A 16762-nucleotide genomic window follows, 5' to 3' on the forward strand; every position below is an offset into this window, starting at 1 on the left:
CGCGAACAAGTGTACTGGCATTCGCTGATTTGGGTGATCGCACCGGAAGAGGGGTGCGGCTGTTTGGGTGTCGTACGTACGGTCGCATGGTGCGTGCCGGGGATCGGGACAAGCGCCAGGGGGACAGATATGGCGGCGGTGCGGGAGGCCGACGGGGGCGGCCACGCCCGGTACACGTACCGGCTGCGGGTGTCGGCCACGGCCCGTACCGGGTTGGAGGGGGAATGGGGCCGGTGCCGGTGGCTCTGGAACGAGTGCGTGGCCCGTTCCAAGAAGGCCCACGCCGAGAGTGAGGAGTGCGGTCCGGCCCGGCTGGACCGGATGCTGACCCAGGCCCGCGCGGTGACACCGTGGCTGGCCGCGGGCTCCTGTGTGCCGCAGCAGCAGATCATCCGTGACTTCGCCGCATCCCGCACGAAGGCACTCAAGGACGTCAAGGAGCGGCTGCCGCTGAGGCGGCGGGCCGGGATGCCTCGGCACAAGAGGAAACGCGGGGCCGATCCGACGCTGAACTACACCCGTCGCGGCTTCCGGCTCAAGGACGGGCGCCTGCACCTGGCGGGTGGAATCGTCCTGACCGTGGTGTGGTCCCGTCCTCTCCCGGCCGAACCCTCCTCGGTGCGCATCTACCGCGACCGTCTGGGCGCCTGGTACTGCTCGTTCGTCGTCCCCGCCCCGCTTGAACCGCTCCCCGCCACCGGCCGCGTCATCGGCATCGACTGGGGAGTGAGGGAAACCGCCACCACCACCTCCGACGCCCACGACCTCCCCCACACCCAGCACGGTCAGAAGGCGAAGGAGGCGAAGGAGAGGGTGTCCCGCTACGACCGCATGATGGCCCGCCGCAGACCCAAGAAGGGGCAGCCCGCCTCGAGGGGCTACCGGGAGGCGAAGAGGTGGCGGGCGAAGGCCTACGCGAAGATCGCCCGGCAGCGGCAGGACACCGCCCGCAAGTGGGCGAAGAAAGTCGTGCGCGACCACGATGCGATCGCGGTGGAGGACTTCCGGCCCAAGTTCCTCGCCGGGACGTCGATGGCCCGCAAGGCGGCCGATGCCGCGATCGGCGCCACCAAGCAGGCCTTGATCGAGATGGGGCGCAAACACGCGCGGGACGTACGCCTGGTGGATCCCGCGCACACCACCATGGACTGCGGAACGTGCGGAGCGAGAACCAAGCACGCGCTGCCGCTGTCGGAACGCACCTACACCTGCACCGCGTGCGGAGCCGTCTGTCCCAGGGACAAGAACTCCGCACGCGTGATGCTCGTCCGGGCAGGTCTGGACCCGGCTGGTGTCGAGGGCGCAAGACCTCCTGGAGCGCTGCTCCAAGAGGCGGCCTGAGCCAGGAATCCCCTCCCTTCAGGGAGGGGAGCAGTCAATCCCAGCGGAACCAGCGCCCAGCCCGGCCAGTGGCCCGCCGCGGCCTGGTTCAGGGCCTGGGCGGCGGCGCCGAACGGGGTGAAGCCGACGATCCGGGCGAGCACGTCCGGCATGGCCTGCACCGGCAGCCACAGGCCCGCGCTGAACATCATCGGGAAGAGCGCCGCGGACCCGATCGCGCCCGCGATCCGCGTGGTGCGGGACAGCGCGGAGATCATCGCGCCCAGGGCGAGCGCGGCGGACACGGCCAGCAGCAGGGCGAGGACGTAGCCGAACGGCTGCCTCGGCAGGGTCACGCCGAAGGCGAGCCGGCCGACGGTGAGCGCGAGCAGCGCCGAGGCCAGGGCCGCGCCCCCGAACACCACCATGTGCGCGGACAGCAGGGCGGCGGGCCGGACCGGGGTGGTGGACATCCGGCGCAGGATGCCGCGTTCGCGGTAGCCGGTGAGGACCTGCGGCATGCCCTGGAGTCCGCCGAGGAGCAGCCCGAGCAGCACCGTGACCGGCACGTAGGCGTCGATGGGGCGCAGGCCCCCGAAGGACGGGTCGGCCTGGCGGAAGGACGGGATGGAGCCGAGGATCACCAGGAGCACGGTGGGGAACAGCAGAATCCAGAAGATCGCGCCGGGCTCACGGCCGAACAGCCGGATCTCGGTGCGCAGTACGGCCGGGTCGACCAGGGTGTTGCTCATGCCCCGGCCTCCGTCAGGTCCAGGAAGGCGTCGTCGAGGGTGGCGTCGACGACGCGGAGTTGATGGGCGGTGATGTGGTGGCGGGCGAGCAGCGTGATGACGGCGTTGACGGTCTCGTCGGATCCGGAGAGGGTGATCCGGCCGTCCTTGCGGGCGATGGAGGCGAGTTCGGGCAGCGCGTTCAGGTCACGGTCGTCGAGCGGCGCGGACGGGGTGAAGCTGATGACGGTGGCGCCGGCCGAGCGCCGGATCAGGCCCTGCGGGGTGTCCAGGGCGGCGATCCGCCCCCGGTCGATCACGGCGATCCGGTCGCACAGCCGCCACGCCTCCTCCATGAAGTGCGTGACCAGCAGCACGGTGACCCCGCCCGCGCGGACGTCCTCGATGAGCTGCCAGGTGTCGCGGCGGGCGCGGGGGTCCAGGCCGGTGGTCAGTTCGTCGAGGACGACGATCCGCGGGTTGCCGACGAGGGCGAGCGCGATGAACAGCCGCTGCTTCTGGCCGCCGGAGAGCTTGGCGAAGCGGGTGGTGAGCTTCTCGGTCAGGCCGAGGCGTTCGGCCAGTGGCCGCCAGTCGGCCGGGTCCGGGTAGAACGACGCGTACAGCTGGAGCGCCTCGCGGACGGTGAGCTTGGCCTGCAACTCGCTCTGCTGGAGCTGGGCACCGAGCACGCGGGCGACCTGTTCGTGGTCGGCGACGGGGTCGAGGCCGGTGACGCGGACGCGGCCCGCGTCGGGGACGCGCAGGCCCTCGACGCACTCGACGGTGGTGGTCTTGCCGGCGCCGTTCGGGCCGAGGATGCCGAAGATCTCGCCCTCCTCGACGGCGAAGGAGACGCCGTCGACGACGGTCCGGCCGCCGTAGGACTTGCGCAGTTCGCTGACTTCGATGACGGACATGGCACCAGAATCCCGGCGGACGGGGCCCGCGCACATCGCCCGGCGCGCTCGATGCCGTATCAGCCGATCGGTTGATGCGGCCCTACGACCGGACCGGGTCCGACGTGGTCCCCGCGGTCGAAGACGCAGGTCGTAGGACCAGCGGCGGAGTCCGGTCCGGTCAAAACTCGGTGGGCTGCGCCGGTACCGGTCCGTAGGCTCGCCCGTGATGCCCACGACACCTGACACCCCCGAGGACCGTACCGGCCCCCCCGGTCCGGCCGGCCGTTCGGCCGTCCGCACCCTGTTGCGCCTGTGGCCCTATGTGCGGCCGGTCCGCATACGGCTGTTCATCGCCGCGTCCACCGCGATCGTCGCCTCCTGCGTCGGGCTGGTGATCCCGCTCGTCCTGAAGTGGATGGTGGACGGGCCGATCGCCGGCCGGGATCCGCGCGGCGTGTGGCTCGGCGCGCTGTACCTGCTGCTGCTCGGGGTCGGGGAGGCGCTGCTGTTCGGGCTGCGGCGGTGGCTGGTGGCGCGGCCGCTGTCGCACGTCGAGGCGGAGATGCGGGCGAACCTGTACGGGCATCTGCAACGGCTGCCGGTCGCCTTCCACGACCGGTGGGCGTCGGGGCAGTTGCTGTCCCGGGGCACGACGGACCTGATGCTGCTGCGCATGTTCCTCGCCTTCCCGCTCATGTTCCTGCTGGTCAACGGGGTCACCATCCTCGTGGGCGTGGTCATCATGCTGATGCAGGACTGGACGCTCGGACTGGTGATGCTGGCGCCCGCCGTGCCGCTGATCGCCTTCAGCGCGGTCTTCGAGAAGCGGTACGCGCATGTGGCGCGGCTGGCGCAGGACCAGGTCGGGGATCTGACGACGGTGGTCGAGGAGAGCGTGCTCGGCATCCGCGTCATCAAGGGGTTCGGCCGGCACCGCAGCCAGGCGCGGGCGTTCCGCGACCTGTCGCGGACCCTGCGGGGCACGGAGCTGCACAAGGCCCGTCTGCTCGCGGCCATCTGGACGGTCATCATGACCCTGCCGGAGGTGGCCATCGGGGCCACGCTGGTGGTGGGCTCGGTGCAGGTGGCCTCCGGCGGTCTCTCGGCGGGGACCCTGGTCGCCTTCCTGTCCACGGCGCTCGCCCTGCGCTGGCCGGTGGAGTCGATCGGCTTCCTGCTGGCGATGAGCCAGGAGGCGGCGACGGCGACCGAGCGGTACTTCGAGGTGATGGACGCGGAACCGGAGTCGGGGCGCCCGGCTGCGCCCGGCGCGCGCACGCCCGGGCCGGCCGGCGGCTCGGACGGCCCGGCGCACGAGGGGCTCCGCTTCGACAACGTCCGCTTCCGCCACCCCGACGCCCCGCCCGGTTCCCCGCCCCTCCTGGACCGCATCGACCTGCACATCCGCCCCGGTGAGTCGATGGCCCTGGTCGGGGCGACCGGCAGCGGCAAGACGACCCTGACGGCGCTGGTCCCCCGCCTCCACGAGGTGACCTCGGGGCGGATCACGCTGGACGGCGAGGACATCACCGCGATGTCCCGCGAGGAACTGCGCACGATGGTCGCGGTGGCCTTCGAGGAGCCGACCCTGTTCTCGGCGAGCGTCGGCGACAACGTACTGATGGGCGCCGACGGCAGCGCCGGGGACGCCGAACTGGACCGCGCGCTGTCCGTCGCCCAGGCCGGCTTCGCGCACACCCTCCCCCAGGGCACCGCGACCCAGGTCGGCGAGCAGGGCCTCAGTCTCTCCGGCGGCCAGCGGCAGCGCCTCGCGCTGGCCCGTGCCGTCGTCGGAGGGCCCCGGTTCCTGATCCTGGACGACCCGCTGTCCGCCCTGGACGTGCACACGGAGGCGGCCGTGGAGGCGGCCCTGCGCCAGGTGCTGACCGACACCACCGCCCTGATCGTGGCGCACCGCCCCTCCACGGTCCTGCTCGCCGACCGGGTCGCCCTGCTCTCCGGCGGCCGGATCACCGCCGTGGGCACCCACCACGAACTGCTGCGCACCAACGCCGAGTACGCCCATCTGATGTCGGGCGGACGCTCGCCGGAAGAGGAGGACGACGAGCGATGACGGCACCCACGAAGCCCGTCCGGACCACCGGCGACGAGCAGGACCCGCCGCGCCCCGAGGACACCCGCGACCCCTTCGACCGCGACGTCCTGCCCACTCCGCCGGGCGCCACGTCCGCCCTGCTGCGCTCCCTGCTGACACCCATGAAGGCCCGGGTCGCCGGCACCACGCTCCTGCTGCTGCTCCAGCAACTGGCCGTCCAGCCGGGCCCGCTGCTCGTGGCGTACGCGATCGACACCGCCGTACCGGCGTTCCGCGACCACGACCGCGGCCCGCTGATCGCGGTGGCGGTCGGCTATCTGCTGTGCGCGCTCGCCTCCGGCGCGCTCCAGTGGGCGTTCATCGTCGCCTCGGCCCGGGTCAACCAGGACGTGCTGCTGGATCTGCGCGGCCGGATCTTCCGTCAGGGGCAGGCGCTCAGCGTCGACTTCCACGAGCGCTACACCTCGGGCCGGCTGATCTCCCGTTCCACCACGGACGTGGAGTCGCTGCGCGAACTGCTCAGCGAGGGGCTCCAGGAGCTCGTCACGGTCGTGCTGTCCTTCTTCTGCATCTCGGCGATGCTGCTGTGGCTGGACCTGGGGCTCGGCGCGGTGGCGGTGGCGTCCTTCGTGCCGCTGCACGTGCTGGTCCGGGCGTACCGGCGGCGCGCGGGGCGGGTGTTCCAGGAGCGGTCGACCGCGATCGCCGCGGTGATCGTGAAGTTCGTGGAGACGATGAACGGCATCCGGCCGGTGCGCGCGTTCCGCCGCGAGGCCGCCAACGACGCCGGTTTCCGGATCCTGAACCGGCGCCACGAGCGCACCAACGGCGACGCGCTGCTGGAGATGGCCCGCTATGTCGTCGGCTCCCGGCTGGTGGCCAACACGGCGGTCGCGGTGATCGTACTGTGGGGCGCCTACCGGGTGGCGGACGGCTCCCTGGAGCTGGGCGTGCTGGCGGCGGCGGTGCTGTACCTGCGCCGGCTGTACGACCCCATCGACCGGCTCGGCATGTTCCTCAACTCCTACGAGTCGGCGGCCGCGTCGCTGGAGAAGATCGCGGGTTTGCTGGCGCAGACGCCGTCGGTGCCCGAGCCGTCGGCGCCCCGGCCGCTCCCGGCGCCGAGGCCGGGCCTGCCCGGCCGCGAGGTGGTCTTCGACGGGGTCGGCTTCGGCTACCGCACGGGCGGCGAGGTGCTGCCCCGCTTCGAACTGGTCGTTCCGGCCGGGCAGACCGTCGCCGTGGTCGGCTCCACCGGCGCGGGCAAGTCCACGCTGGCCAAGCTGCTGGCCCGCTTCTACGACCCCTCCGAGGGGCGGGTGCTGCTCGACGGGGTGGACCTGCGCGAACTCGCCGTCTCCGAACTACGGCGCGGGGTGGTCATGGTGACGCAGGAGGCCTTCCTGTTCTCCGGCACGGTCGCGGAGAACATCGCGATCGGCCGCCCGGACGCCACCCGTGCGGAGATCGAGCAGGCGGCGAAGGCGATCGGCGCGCACGACTTCATCAGCGCCCTGCCCGACGGCTACGACACGGACGTACGCAAGCGGGGCGGCCGCATCTCCGCGGGCCAGCGGCAACTGGTCTCCTTCGCACGGGCGTTGCTCGCGGATCCGGCGGTGCTCATCCTCGACGAGGCGACCAGCTCGCTGGACGTGCCCGGCGAGCGGGCGGTGCAGACGGCGATGACCACGGTGCTGCGGGGGCGTACGGCGGTGGTGATCGCCCACCGGCTGTCCACCGTGGAGATCGCCGACCGGGTGCTGGTGATGGAGCACGGCCGGATCGTGGAGGACGGCACCCCGGCCGAACTCGTCGCGGGCACGGGCCGCTTCGCGGACCTGCACCGCGCCTGGCGCGACAGCCTGGCCTGAGGGGACGGGACACACGGTGATCGACGCCTACGAGGATCCCGGGACACCCGACTGCCGGGGCGGATGGCGGTATCTGTGGTGGCTGGTGATGCGCCAGCCGGGCCGGTCGGCGGCCGGGGCGCTCCTGGCCAGCGCGTGGATGGTGCTGCTCGCGGCCACGCCGTACCTGATGTCCCGGGCGATCGACGACGGGCTCCAGCCGGGGAACATGGCCGCGCTGGCTGGCTGGACCGGGCTGCTGTTCGCAGTCGGGGTGTTCAACGCCTGGCTGAGCATGATGCGGCACCGCACGATGACCCGGGTACGGATGGACGCCAACTTCCGCACCGTCAAGGTCGTCGTCGACCACGTGGTCCGGCTGGGCGCCGCGCTGCCGCGCCGGGTCGGGGCCGGGGAGGTCGTCACGATCGGCGTCGGCGACGTCCAGACGATCAGCACGTGCCTGACCGTGGTCGGCCCGGGGGTCGGCTCGGTCGTGGTCTACGCGGTCGTGGCCGGGCTGCTGCTGTCGGTCTCGGCGCAGTTGGCGGCCGTCGTCCTGCTCGGGGTACCGCTGATCGCGGTGCTGGTGGGACCGCTGATGCGGCGGTTGCAGGGTACGGAGGGCGAGTACCGGGAGCGGCAGCGCGTGCTGACCGCGCGGATCGACGACCTGGCGGGCGGGCTACGGGTGCTCAACGGGCTCGGCGGCAAGGGGCTGTTCGCGGACGCCTTCCGCCGTGACTCGCAGCGGCTGCGGGCGCAGGGCTACCGGGTGGGCGCGGTGACCAGCTGGATGCAGGCCTTCGGCGTGGGCCTGCCGACCCTGTTCCTGGCCGTGGTGACCTGGCTGGCGGCCCGGCTGGCCGCCGAGGGGCGGATCACGGTGGGCGAGCTGGTGTCGGTGTACGGCTATGTGGCGGTGCTGGCGGGGCCGGTGGCGTTCTTCGTCGACATGGGGTACCAGCTCGGCCGGGGCGTGGTCGCCGCCCGCCGGGTGGCACGGCTGTTGCGGGTGCAACCGGAGGAAGACACCGGAACGCACGACGGGCCGGGCGAACCGGCGGTGCTGTACGACCCGGTCTCCGGGGTCCGGGTGGCGCCCGGCCGGCTGACCGCGCTGGCCGGGGCCCGGCCCGCCGACGCGGCGGCCGTGGTCGACCGCCTGGGCCGGTACGAGCCGTCCGCGGCCACCTGGGGCGAGCTGCGGCTCGACGCGATCGGGCTGCCCCGGGTCCGGGAGCGGATCCTGGTCGCCGACAACGAGGCCGACCTGTTCGCCGGGACCCTGCGGGAGCTGGTGTGCGGGCGCCGGGAGCGCGCGGACGCCGAGATGGCCCGGGCGGTGCGCGCGGCCGTCGCCGAGGACGTCGTGCAGGGGCTGCCGGACGGGCTCGACTCGGCCGTGACCGCCCAGGGCCGCAGTCTCTCCGGCGGTCAGCGGCAGCGGGTCCGGCTGGTGCGGGCGCTGCTTGCCGACCCGGAGGTGCTGCTGGCCGTGGAGCCCACCTCGGCACTCGACGCGCACACCGAGGCCGCGGTCGCCGACCGGCTGCACGGGGCCCGCGAGGGCCGCACGACGGTCGTCACGACCACTTCCCCGCTGGTGCTGGACCACGCCGACACCGTCCACTACCTGGTCGACGGCAAGGTCGCCGCCAGCGGCAGCCATCGCGAACTGCTCGACTCGGAACCGGGTTACCGGGCGCTCGTGGCGCGCGACACCGGGGACGGCGACACCCTGAACGCACAGGAGGCAGCACGGTGACGGATCGGGCTCCGGGACGGTTGCCGGTCGCCGGACCGGCGGACGTACGGCGGGCGGCGCTGCGGCTGGTCCGGGCGGACCGGCGGGCCTTCGCGGCCGTGCTGGCGCTGAACGCGCTGGCCGCCGTCGCCGGACTCGCCGGGCCCTGGCTGCTCGGCCGGATCGTGGACCACGTGAGGGCCGGGGGCGGGGTCGGCGCCGTGGACCGGATGGCGCTCGCCATCCTGGTGTGCGCGCTCGCGCAGTTGCTGCTGGCGCGCTGGGCCCGGTACGTGGGCCACCGCTTCGGCGAACGCACGCTGGCCCGGGTGCGCGAGGAGTTCGTGGGCCGGGCGCTGGGCCTGCCCGCCTCGGTGGTCGAGCGGGCCGGCACCGGCGATCTGACCACGCGCGGCACCGCCGACGTGGCCACCGTGGGCACGACGCTGCGCGACGTGGGGCCCGAGCTGCTGGTGTGCGGCATGGAGGCGCTGTTCGTGCTGGTCGCGGTGTTCGTGCTCGACCCGCTGCTGGGCGTCGTGGGCGTGCTGGCGCTGACCCCGATCTGGTTCGCGCTGCGCTGGTACCTGCGCCGGGCGCGGGAGGGCTACCTCGCCGAGGGCGCGGCCACCTCCGAGGTGGCCGAGGTGCTGGCGGCGACCGCCTCCGGAGCCCGTACGGTCGAGGCGTTCCGCCTGGCCGGACGGCGGGTCGCGGCGAGCCGGGACGCGCTGGAGACGTCCCGGCGCACCCGCCTGTACACGCTGTTCCTGCGCAGCGTGTTCTTCCCGGCGGTGGAGGTGTCGTACATCCTGCCCGTGGCCGGGGTGCTCCTGGTGGGCGGTGTGCTGCACGGGCGCGGGACGGTGAGCCTGGGCGCGGTGGTGGCCGCCGCGCTGTATCTGCGGCAGTTCACCGAGCCCCTCGACCAGATCCTGATGCGGGTGGAGCAACTGCAGAGCAGCGGGGCCTCCTTCGCGCGGGTGGAGGGCCTGGCGCGGGCACCGGAGGCCGTACCGGGCGGCTCACCGGAACCGGCGGACGACCGCATCGACGTGACCGGGGCGCGCTACGCCTACGAGCGCGGCGGCGAGGTGCTGCGCGGGGTCGACCTGACGGTGCGTCCCGGGGAGCGGCTGGCGGTGGTCGGCCCGTCCGGCGCGGGCAAGACCACGCTGAGCAGGCTGCTGGCCGGCGTCGACGCGCCGACGGCGGGCTCGGTCACCGTGGGCGGGGTGCCCGTGGCCGGTCTGGAGCCGGAGCGGCTGCGCCGCCAGGTCGTCCTGGTCACCCAGGAGCACCATGTGTTCCTCGGCACGGTCCGGGACAACCTGCGCATCGCCGAACCCGGCGCCACCGACGAGGAGTTGTGGTCGGCCCTCGCGGCCGTGGGGGCCGACGCCTGGGTACGGGAACTGCCGCAGGGCCTGGACACCGGGCTGGGTGCGACCGGTCACCGCACCGACGGTTCGCAGGCCCAGCAACTCGCCCTGGCCCGCGTGGTGCTGGCCGATCCGCACACCCTGATCCTGGACGAGGCCACGGCGTTGCTCGACCCGGCCACGGCCCGCCACACCGAGCGCGCCCTCGCCGCCGTGCTGCGGGGCCGCACGGTCATCGCCATCGCCCACCGCCTGCACACCGCCCACGACGCCGACCGGGTCGCCGTCATGGAGGACGGCCGCCTGACCGAACTGGGCACCCACGACGACCTGGTCGCCTCCGGCGGGGCGTACGCGGCGCTGTGGCACACCTGGCACGGGAACGGCGCGACACCGTCGGGCGAGGGCGGCGGCGCGGTCTCGTAGGAGCCGCCGCGGGGTGCCCGCGGCCGGGGCGGGCCGCCCGCCGAACCTTCTGATTTCGGTCGACATCGTGCCGTCCTGCCATGGCGACCACGGCATCGATCCGGCCGCTCGGATGGCTGAAAATCGCCCATCCCCCGGCAGGCTCCACAGCCGGGACCTCGGACACCGGATCCGAGGTCCAAGCCGCCTTCCGAGGCAGGTTCATGACGCCGCAACATTTACCGGACAGTCATCTTTGAGCCAACATCACTTCGGGACGCTGACATGTACGCGTCCTTGGTGCCACTCTTCCTCCACCCGCCGCACGAGCACAGCACCCTCACCCCCGATCCGGGCCGGCAGCCCCACGCCGAACCGGGCACCCCCACATAAGGAGCTTGTGTGACTCCCCGCTACGCGCGTCACAAGCGCATCGCTCTGGCCGCCGCCACCGCAGTCGCCGCCGGAGCCCTCCTCAGCACTGGTCTGACCACCAGTGCCTCGGCCCAGACCACGGCCGGATCCACGGGCGCGGCCCACCTCGCCGCCGCCCCCACCTTCCTGACCGCCGCCGCCCGCACCTCGCTGATCCAGCAGGCGCAGGCCGACGTCTCCGAGACCGCCCAGGAGATAGGCCTCGGCGTCAAGGAGGAGCTGGTCGTCAGGGACGTCATCCAGGACGCCGACGGCACGACGCACACCCGCTACGAGCGCACCTACGCGGGTCTGCCCGTCCTCGGCGGCGACCTGATCGTCCACAGCTCCAAGGCCGGCAAGACCCAGGGCGTGACCAGAGCGAACAAGGCGGCCATCAAGGTGGCCACGCTCACCCCGAAGGTCGCCACCGCCAAGGCCGAGAAGCAGGCCGTGACGCTGGCCCAGGCCGCCGGTTCGGAGCAGACCACCGCCGACCAGGCCCCGCGCAAGGTCATCTGGGCGGGCGACGGCACGCCGGTCCTCGCCTACGAGACGGTCGTCGGCGGTCTCCAGGAGGACGGCACCCCGAACCAGCTGCACGTCATCACCGACGCGGCCACGGGCAAGAAGCTCTTCGAGTACCAGGGCGTCGAGACCGGTACGGGCAAGACCCTGTACTCGGGCACCGTCACCCTGACCACCACCCTGTCGGGGTCGACGTACCAGCTGTACGACACCACCCGCGGCGGTCACAAGACGAACAACCTGGCCGGCGGCACGTCCGGCACCGGCACCCTGTTCACCAACACCACCGACGTGTGGGGCACCGGCACCGCCTCCAGCTCCACCACCGACCAGACGGCGGCCGCGGACGCCGCCTACGGCGCCCAGATGACCTGGGACTTCTACAAGAGCACCTTCGGCCGCAACGGCATCAAGAACAACGGCGTGGCCGCCTACTCCCGGGTCCACTACGGCAACAACTACGTCAACGCCTTCTGGGACGACAGCTGCTTCTGCATGACCTACGGCGACGGCTCGGGCAACACCCACCCGCTGACCTCGCTGGACGTCGCCGGCCACGAGATGAGCCACGGCGTCACCGCCAACACGGCCAAGCTGAACTACTCGGGTGAGTCCGGCGGCCTGAACGAGGCCACCTCCGACATCTTCGGCACCGGCGTGGAGTTCTACGCCAACAACTCGAAGAACCCGGGCAACTACCTCATCGGCGAGCAGCTCAACCTCAACGGCAACGGCACCCCGCTGCGCTACATGGACAAGCCCAGCAAGGACGGCGGCTCCGCCGACTACTGGTCCTCCACCGTGGGCAGCAAGGACGTGCACTACTCGTCCGGCGTCGCGAACCACTTCTTCTACCTCCTCGCGGAGGGCAGCGGCGCCAAGACGATCAACGGCTACAGCTACAACTCGCCGACGTACAACGGCGCCACGGTCACCGGCATCGGCCGCGCCAAGGCGCTGCAGATCTGGTACAAGGCGCTGACCACGTACATGACGTCGACCACCAACTACAAGGCCGCCCGCACGGCGACCCTGAACGCGGCGTCGGCGCTGTACGGCTCCAGCAGCACCGAGTACAACACGGTCGCCGCGGCCTGGACCGCCGTCAACGTGACCTGATCTCGGCCTAGTTGAACGGTGCGGCCCCCGGAAGGACACTCCTTCCGGGGGCCGCCCTACGCTTGGGTCGCATGTCGACGGCACACTTCACCTACGAGGAGGTCGGCGCGACCCGCGAACAGGGTCACTGCCCGCCCGGCTTCCACCGCCTGCGCGTGCGCACCCGCATAGGCGAGGGCAGGGAGGTGTTCCGCCGGGCCTCCGAGGCCGTGATGACGTGGGAGATGCACCGCGCCCTCGGCGTCGGCATCGAGGCGAGCGCCGACCGGGCCGCGCCCGGCACCGATGTCACCGTCACCCTCGCCGGCGTGGTCCGCGCCCCCTGCCGGGTGGTCTGGACGGCGGAGGAGCCCCGCCTCGCCGGCTGGGCCTACGGCACCCTGCCCGGCCATCCCGAGTGCGGCGAGGAGGCCTTCCTGGTGGACCGCACGGGCGACGGCACCGTCTGGCTCACGGTCACCGCCTTCAGCCGCGCCGCCAAGTGGTACGCCCGAGCGGCCGGCCCGGTCACCCGCGCCCTGCAACACGCCTACGCCCACCGCTGCGGCACGACCCTGCGCGGACTGTGCGCGGACATCCCGGAGCCGTGACCCGGGGACGACGCCCCGGGACAGGGCGCACGCGCCGGAGCCCGGGCCCCGAAGGGCCCGGACGGCCGGGTCAGCGCAGCAGGACACCCGCCGTCTCGCCGGCCTCCTCCGGAGGGACCGTCACCAGGCCCAGTTCCGCCGGGGAGGACAGGAAGCGGTGGGTGGGGAGGATGCGCACCGTGTAGCCGTAGGGGCCGGTACGGTCCAGGGACAGCGGCCCCTCGTAGACCCAGTGGCCGTCGGCGTCGGGGGCGCCCGCGGGTTTCAGGGGGACGGCGGTGGCGTCGGTGATGCGGTCCTCCTCGTCCACCCGGCCCGAGACGGCCTGCACCTCCACGTCGTCCGGACCGAGGCTGCCCAGCCCCACCCGCACCCGCAGGCCGAAGGCGGCACCGAGTTCGGCGGTGGCCGTACTGGCCGAGGTCTCCACGTGGTCGACGGTCACCTCGTGCCACGCCGCCCGCACCCGCGCCTTCCACGCCGCGAGCTCACGCGCCGCGTCCGGGCCGAGCGCGCGGTGGGCCTGGGCGGCGGGAGCGTACAGCCGCTCCACGTACTCACGGACCATGCGGCCCGCCAGCACCTTCGGGCCGAGCAGGGACAGCGTCCGGCGGACCATCTCGATCCACCGCTCCGGCAGCCCGCCCCGCCCGCGCTCGTAGAAGCGCGGCGCGACCCGCTGCTCCAGCAGGTCGTACAGCGCGGCGGCCTCGACGTCGTCGCGGTGGTCCGCGTCGGTGCCCGCCCCGTCCGCCGTCGGGACGGCCCAGCCGAAGTCCGGCTCGAACCACTCGTCCCACCAGCCGTCCAGCACGGACAGGTTCAGACAGCCGTTGAGCGCGGCCTTCATCCCGGAGGTCCCGCACGCCTCCAGCGGACGCAGCGGGTTGTTCAGCCACACGTCGCAGCCGTGGTACAGCTTCTGCGCCATCGCCATGCCGTAGTCCGGCAGGAAGACGATCCGGTGGCGCACCCGCGGGTCGTCGGCGAACCGGACCAGCTCCTGGATGAGCCGTTTTCCCCCGTCGTCCGCCGGATGCGCCTTGCCCGCGACCACGATCTGCACCGGCCGCTCGGGGTGCAGCAGCAGATCCATCAGCCGGTCCCGGTCACGCAGCATCAGCGTCAGCCGCTTGTACGACGGGACCCGGCGGGCGAAGCCGATCGTCAGCACCTGCGGATCGAGGACGCCGTCGATCCAGCCCAGCTCGGCGGCCCCGGCACCGCGCTGTTGCCAGGAGGCCCGCAGCCGGCTCCGCACCTCCGTCACCAGCTGCTCGCGCAGTTCGCGGCGCAGCTCCCAGACGTCCAGGTCGGGGATGTCGGCGACGGCGTCCCAGCGGTCGGAGCCGCCCACGGTCAGCGCGTCCTCGGTGCGCTGGGCGCCGACCTGCCGGGCACCGAGCCGGAACACCTCCGGGGCGACCCACGTCGGGGCGTGCACCCCGTTGGTCACCGAGGTGATCGGCACCTCCTCGGGGTCGAATCCCGGCCACAGTCCGGCGAACATCTCCCGGCTGACCCTCCCGTGCAGCAGCGAGACGCCGTTGGCGCGCTGGGCCAGCCGCAGGCCCATCACCGCCATGTTGAACAGGTTCGGCTCGCCCCCGGGGTACGTCTCCATGCCCAGCCGCAGGATCCGCTCGACGTCGATGCCGGGCAGCTCGGCGTGGGGCCCGAAGTGGCGGGCGACCAGCTCCCTGTCGAAGCGGTCGATCCCGGCCGGGACGGGCGTGTGGGTGGTGAACACGGTCCCCGCCCGCACCGCCTCCAGACCCGAGTCGAAGTCCAGCCCCCGGTCGCACAGCTCGGCGATGCGCTCGAGGCCGAGGAAGCCCGCGTGGCCCTCGTTGGTGTGGAACACCTCCGGGTCGGCGTGGCCGGTGAGCCGGCAGTACGTCCGCACCGCCCGCACCCCTCCTATGCCCAGCAGCATCTCCTGGAGGAGCCGGTGCTCGCTGCCGCCGCCGTAGAGCCGGTCGGTCACCCCGCGCTCGCCGAGGTCGTTCTCCTCGACGTCGGAGTCGAGCATCAGCAGCGGAATCCGGCCGACCTGGGCGACCCAGATCCGGGCGTGCAGGGCCTTGCCGCCGGGCAGCGCCAGCGAGATCCGCGCCGGGGCGCCGTCGGACTCCTTCAGCAGGGTGACGGGCAGCTCGTGGGGGTCCAGGACCGGGTAGTGCTCCTGCTGCCAGCCGTCGCGGGACAGGGTCTGCCGGAAGTAGCCGTGCCGGTAGAGCAGTCCCACCCCGATCAGCGGTACGCCGAGGTCGCTGGCCGCCTTCAGATGGTCGCCGGCGAGGATGCCGAGGCCGCCGGAGTACTGCGGCAGCGCGGCCGTGATCCCGAACTCGGGCGAGAAGTAGGCGACCGCGGCGGGCAGGCCATCGGTCCGGGCCTGGTACCAGCGGTCACCGGTCATGTAGTCGTGCAGGTCGTCGGCGGCGGCGGTCAGCCGGCGCAGGAAGCGGCGGTCGCCGGCCAGCTCGGCCAGCCGCTCGGGAGGCACGCTGCCGAGCAGGCGCACGGGGTCGCCTCCCGAGGAGGCCCAGCGCTCGGGGTCGACGGACTGGAAGAGGTCACGGGTCTCGGCGTGCCAGGACCAGCGCAGGTTGCGGGCCAGCTCGCTGAGCGGGCGCAGGGGCTCGGGGAGAACGGGACGGACGGTGAACCGACGGATCGCCTTCACATGCCACCTCGGCGCGTTCGCTGGATGGACGCACTGCGCTGTGCGCCCCGTCACACAAAACCGTACCGGTCCGAGTGCGGGCACCGCTGAGTTCGGACACTGTCCGACATCGACCTGAACAGACCGGTTCAACCCCTGTTGCGTCCGTGTCCGGACTGGACCGGTCTTGTGTCTGGACATACGCGCGAGTAGTTAACAAAGTGCCGGATTGCTCACCCGAATAGGGTGGGAAGGCTCCTCCGGTACACCGACAGCAGGACCACGCACGACCCAGCAGCACCCCGCAACGCAGGACCCACCTCCCCACAGATATCCGCCCACACCCTCGTTGACGCGGACAGGAGCGGTCATGCCCGCCACGCACCACTCGGCAGCAGCACGGAAACCCAGTAAGAGCAGCCCCGGCGCCGCCGGCCGGCCCGGCGCCGACGCGCAGGCCCGCACCCGGGCAGCCCCCCACGAGACCCCGCCGGCCGCCGGGCAGTCCCCGGGGGGTGCCACGGCCGTCGGCCGGATACCCGTCCTCGACGTCCGCCCGGTCGTCCAGCACGGCCGCAGGCCCGCCAAGGCGGTGACCGGAGAATCGTTCGAGATCTCGGCCACCGTCTTCCGTGAGGGTCACGACGCGGTGGCCGCGAACGTCGTCCTGCGCGATCCGGAGGGCCGGGCCGGCCCGTGGACGCCGATGCGCGAACTGGCCCCCGGCACCGACCGCTGGGGCGCCACCGTGACCGCCGGACCCCCCGGCCACTGGACGTATCAGGTGGAGGCCTGGGCCGACCCGGTCACCACCTGGCGGCACCACGCGCAGATCAAGATCCCCGCAGGTCTGGACACCGATCTGGTCCTGGAGGAGGGCGCGCGCCTGTACGAGCGCGCCGCCGCCGGAGTGCCCGACGGGCCGGAGCGGGACACCCTGGCCGCCGCCGTAGCCGCGCTGCGGGACGAGAACCGGCCGGCCGCGGCCCGGCTGGCGGCGGCGTTGACGCCGGAGGTGGACGCGGTCCTCGCCCGCCGTCCACTGCG

At 72.8% G+C, this 16762-nt stretch carries 10 protein-coding genes and 1 pseudogene; 8 read left to right on the plus strand and 3 right to left on the minus strand.

Features of this window, described 5'->3' with window-relative positions:
* Window positions 1-129 precede the first annotated feature (129 nt).
* Window positions 130-1206, plus strand: a pseudogene (locus tag CG719_RS31805) (RNA-guided endonuclease InsQ/TnpB family protein); the annotation flags it as partial.
* On the opposite strand, the gene CG719_RS31810 reads toward CG719_RS31805, so the two are convergent.
* Complete coding sequence (locus tag CG719_RS31810; protein ID WP_199836856.1) at window positions 1203-2072, minus strand: ABC transporter permease; 870 nt, start codon at window positions 2070-2072, stop codon at window positions 1203-1205. The pseudogene CG719_RS31805 and the gene CG719_RS31810 overlap by 4 nt on opposite strands.
* Window positions 2069-2971: an ABC transporter ATP-binding protein gene (locus tag CG719_RS31815; RefSeq protein ID WP_199836857.1), complete on the minus strand. Its 903-nt coding sequence runs from the start codon at window positions 2969-2971 to the stop codon at window positions 2069-2071. Before CG719_RS31815 ends, CG719_RS31810 begins: the two co-directional genes overlap by 4 nt.
* Before the next feature lie 208 nt (window positions 2972-3179).
* On the opposite strand from CG719_RS31815, the gene CG719_RS31820 reads away from it, so the two are divergent.
* The 6 genes from CG719_RS31820 (at window position 3180) to CG719_RS31850 (ending at window position 13047) form a co-directional block, all read left to right on the plus strand.
* A complete protein-coding gene (locus CG719_RS31820; protein WP_100572176.1) occupies window positions 3180-5027 on the plus strand; it encodes an ABC transporter ATP-binding protein in 1848 nt (615 codons plus the stop codon).
* Window positions 5024-6883: an ABC transporter ATP-binding protein gene (locus tag CG719_RS31825; RefSeq protein ID WP_100572177.1), complete on the plus strand. Its 1860-nt coding sequence runs from the start codon at window positions 5024-5026 to the stop codon at window positions 6881-6883. The genes CG719_RS31820 and CG719_RS31825 overlap by 4 nt, the downstream gene beginning before the upstream one ends.
* Window positions 6884-6899: 16 nt before the next feature.
* On the plus strand, window positions 6900-8630 hold the full coding sequence (locus CG719_RS31830; RefSeq protein WP_100572178.1) for an ABC transporter transmembrane domain-containing protein: 1731 nt from the start codon (window positions 6900-6902) through the stop codon (window positions 8628-8630).
* Window positions 8627-10417, plus strand: coding sequence for an ABC transporter ATP-binding protein (locus tag CG719_RS31835; RefSeq protein WP_100572179.1), 1791 nt, complete (start codon window positions 8627-8629; stop codon window positions 10415-10417). The genes CG719_RS31830 and CG719_RS31835 overlap by 4 nt, the downstream gene beginning before the upstream one ends.
* Before the next feature lie 381 nt (window positions 10418-10798).
* Entirely contained in the window at window positions 10799-12457 is a 1659-nt protein-coding gene (locus CG719_RS31845) for a M4 family metallopeptidase (protein ID WP_100572180.1), read from the plus strand.
* Between the two features lie 71 nt (window positions 12458-12528).
* The gene (locus tag CG719_RS31850) at window positions 12529-13047 is read left to right on the plus strand and encodes a DUF1990 domain-containing protein (RefSeq protein WP_100572181.1); all 519 of its coding nucleotides are present in this window, start codon (window positions 12529-12531) and stop codon (window positions 13045-13047) included.
* A 70-nt stretch (window positions 13048-13117) separates the two neighbouring features.
* On the opposite strand, the gene CG719_RS31855 is transcribed toward CG719_RS31850, so the two are convergent.
* Window positions 13118-15736 (minus strand): glycosyltransferase family 1 protein, encoded by a 2619-nt coding sequence (locus tag CG719_RS31855; RefSeq protein WP_100572182.1) that lies wholly within the window; start codon window positions 15734-15736, stop codon window positions 13118-13120.
* A 349-nt stretch (window positions 15737-16085) separates the two neighbouring features.
* On the opposite strand from CG719_RS31855, the gene CG719_RS31860 reads away from it, so the two are divergent.
* On the plus strand, window positions 16086-16762 hold a 677-nt coding region (locus CG719_RS31860; protein WP_159024997.1), incomplete at its 3' end, for a maltotransferase domain-containing protein.

Origin of the sequence: Streptomyces sp. CB01373, from assembly GCF_002803075.1 — a bacterium.
In the GTDB taxonomy this organism is placed as follows: Bacteria; Actinomycetota; Actinomycetes; order Streptomycetales; family Streptomycetaceae; genus Streptomyces.

Coding starts and splice junctions, on each gene's coding strand:
- CG719_RS31810 (WP_199836856.1), bottom strand. CDS start 2,072: ATGAGCAACACCCTGGTCGACCCGGCCGTACTGCGCACCGAGATCCGG.
- CG719_RS31815 (WP_199836857.1), bottom strand. CDS start 2,971: ATGTCCGTCATCGAAGTCAGCGAACTGCGCAAGTCCTACGGCGGCCGG.
- CG719_RS31820 (WP_100572176.1), top strand. CDS start 3,180: ATGCCCACGACACCTGACACCCCCGAGGACCGTACCGGCCCCCCCGGT.
- CG719_RS31825 (WP_100572177.1), top strand. CDS start 5,024: ATGACGGCACCCACGAAGCCCGTCCGGACCACCGGCGACGAGCAGGAC.
- CG719_RS31850 (WP_100572181.1), top strand. CDS start 12,529: ATGTCGACGGCACACTTCACCTACGAGGAGGTCGGCGCGACCCGCGAA.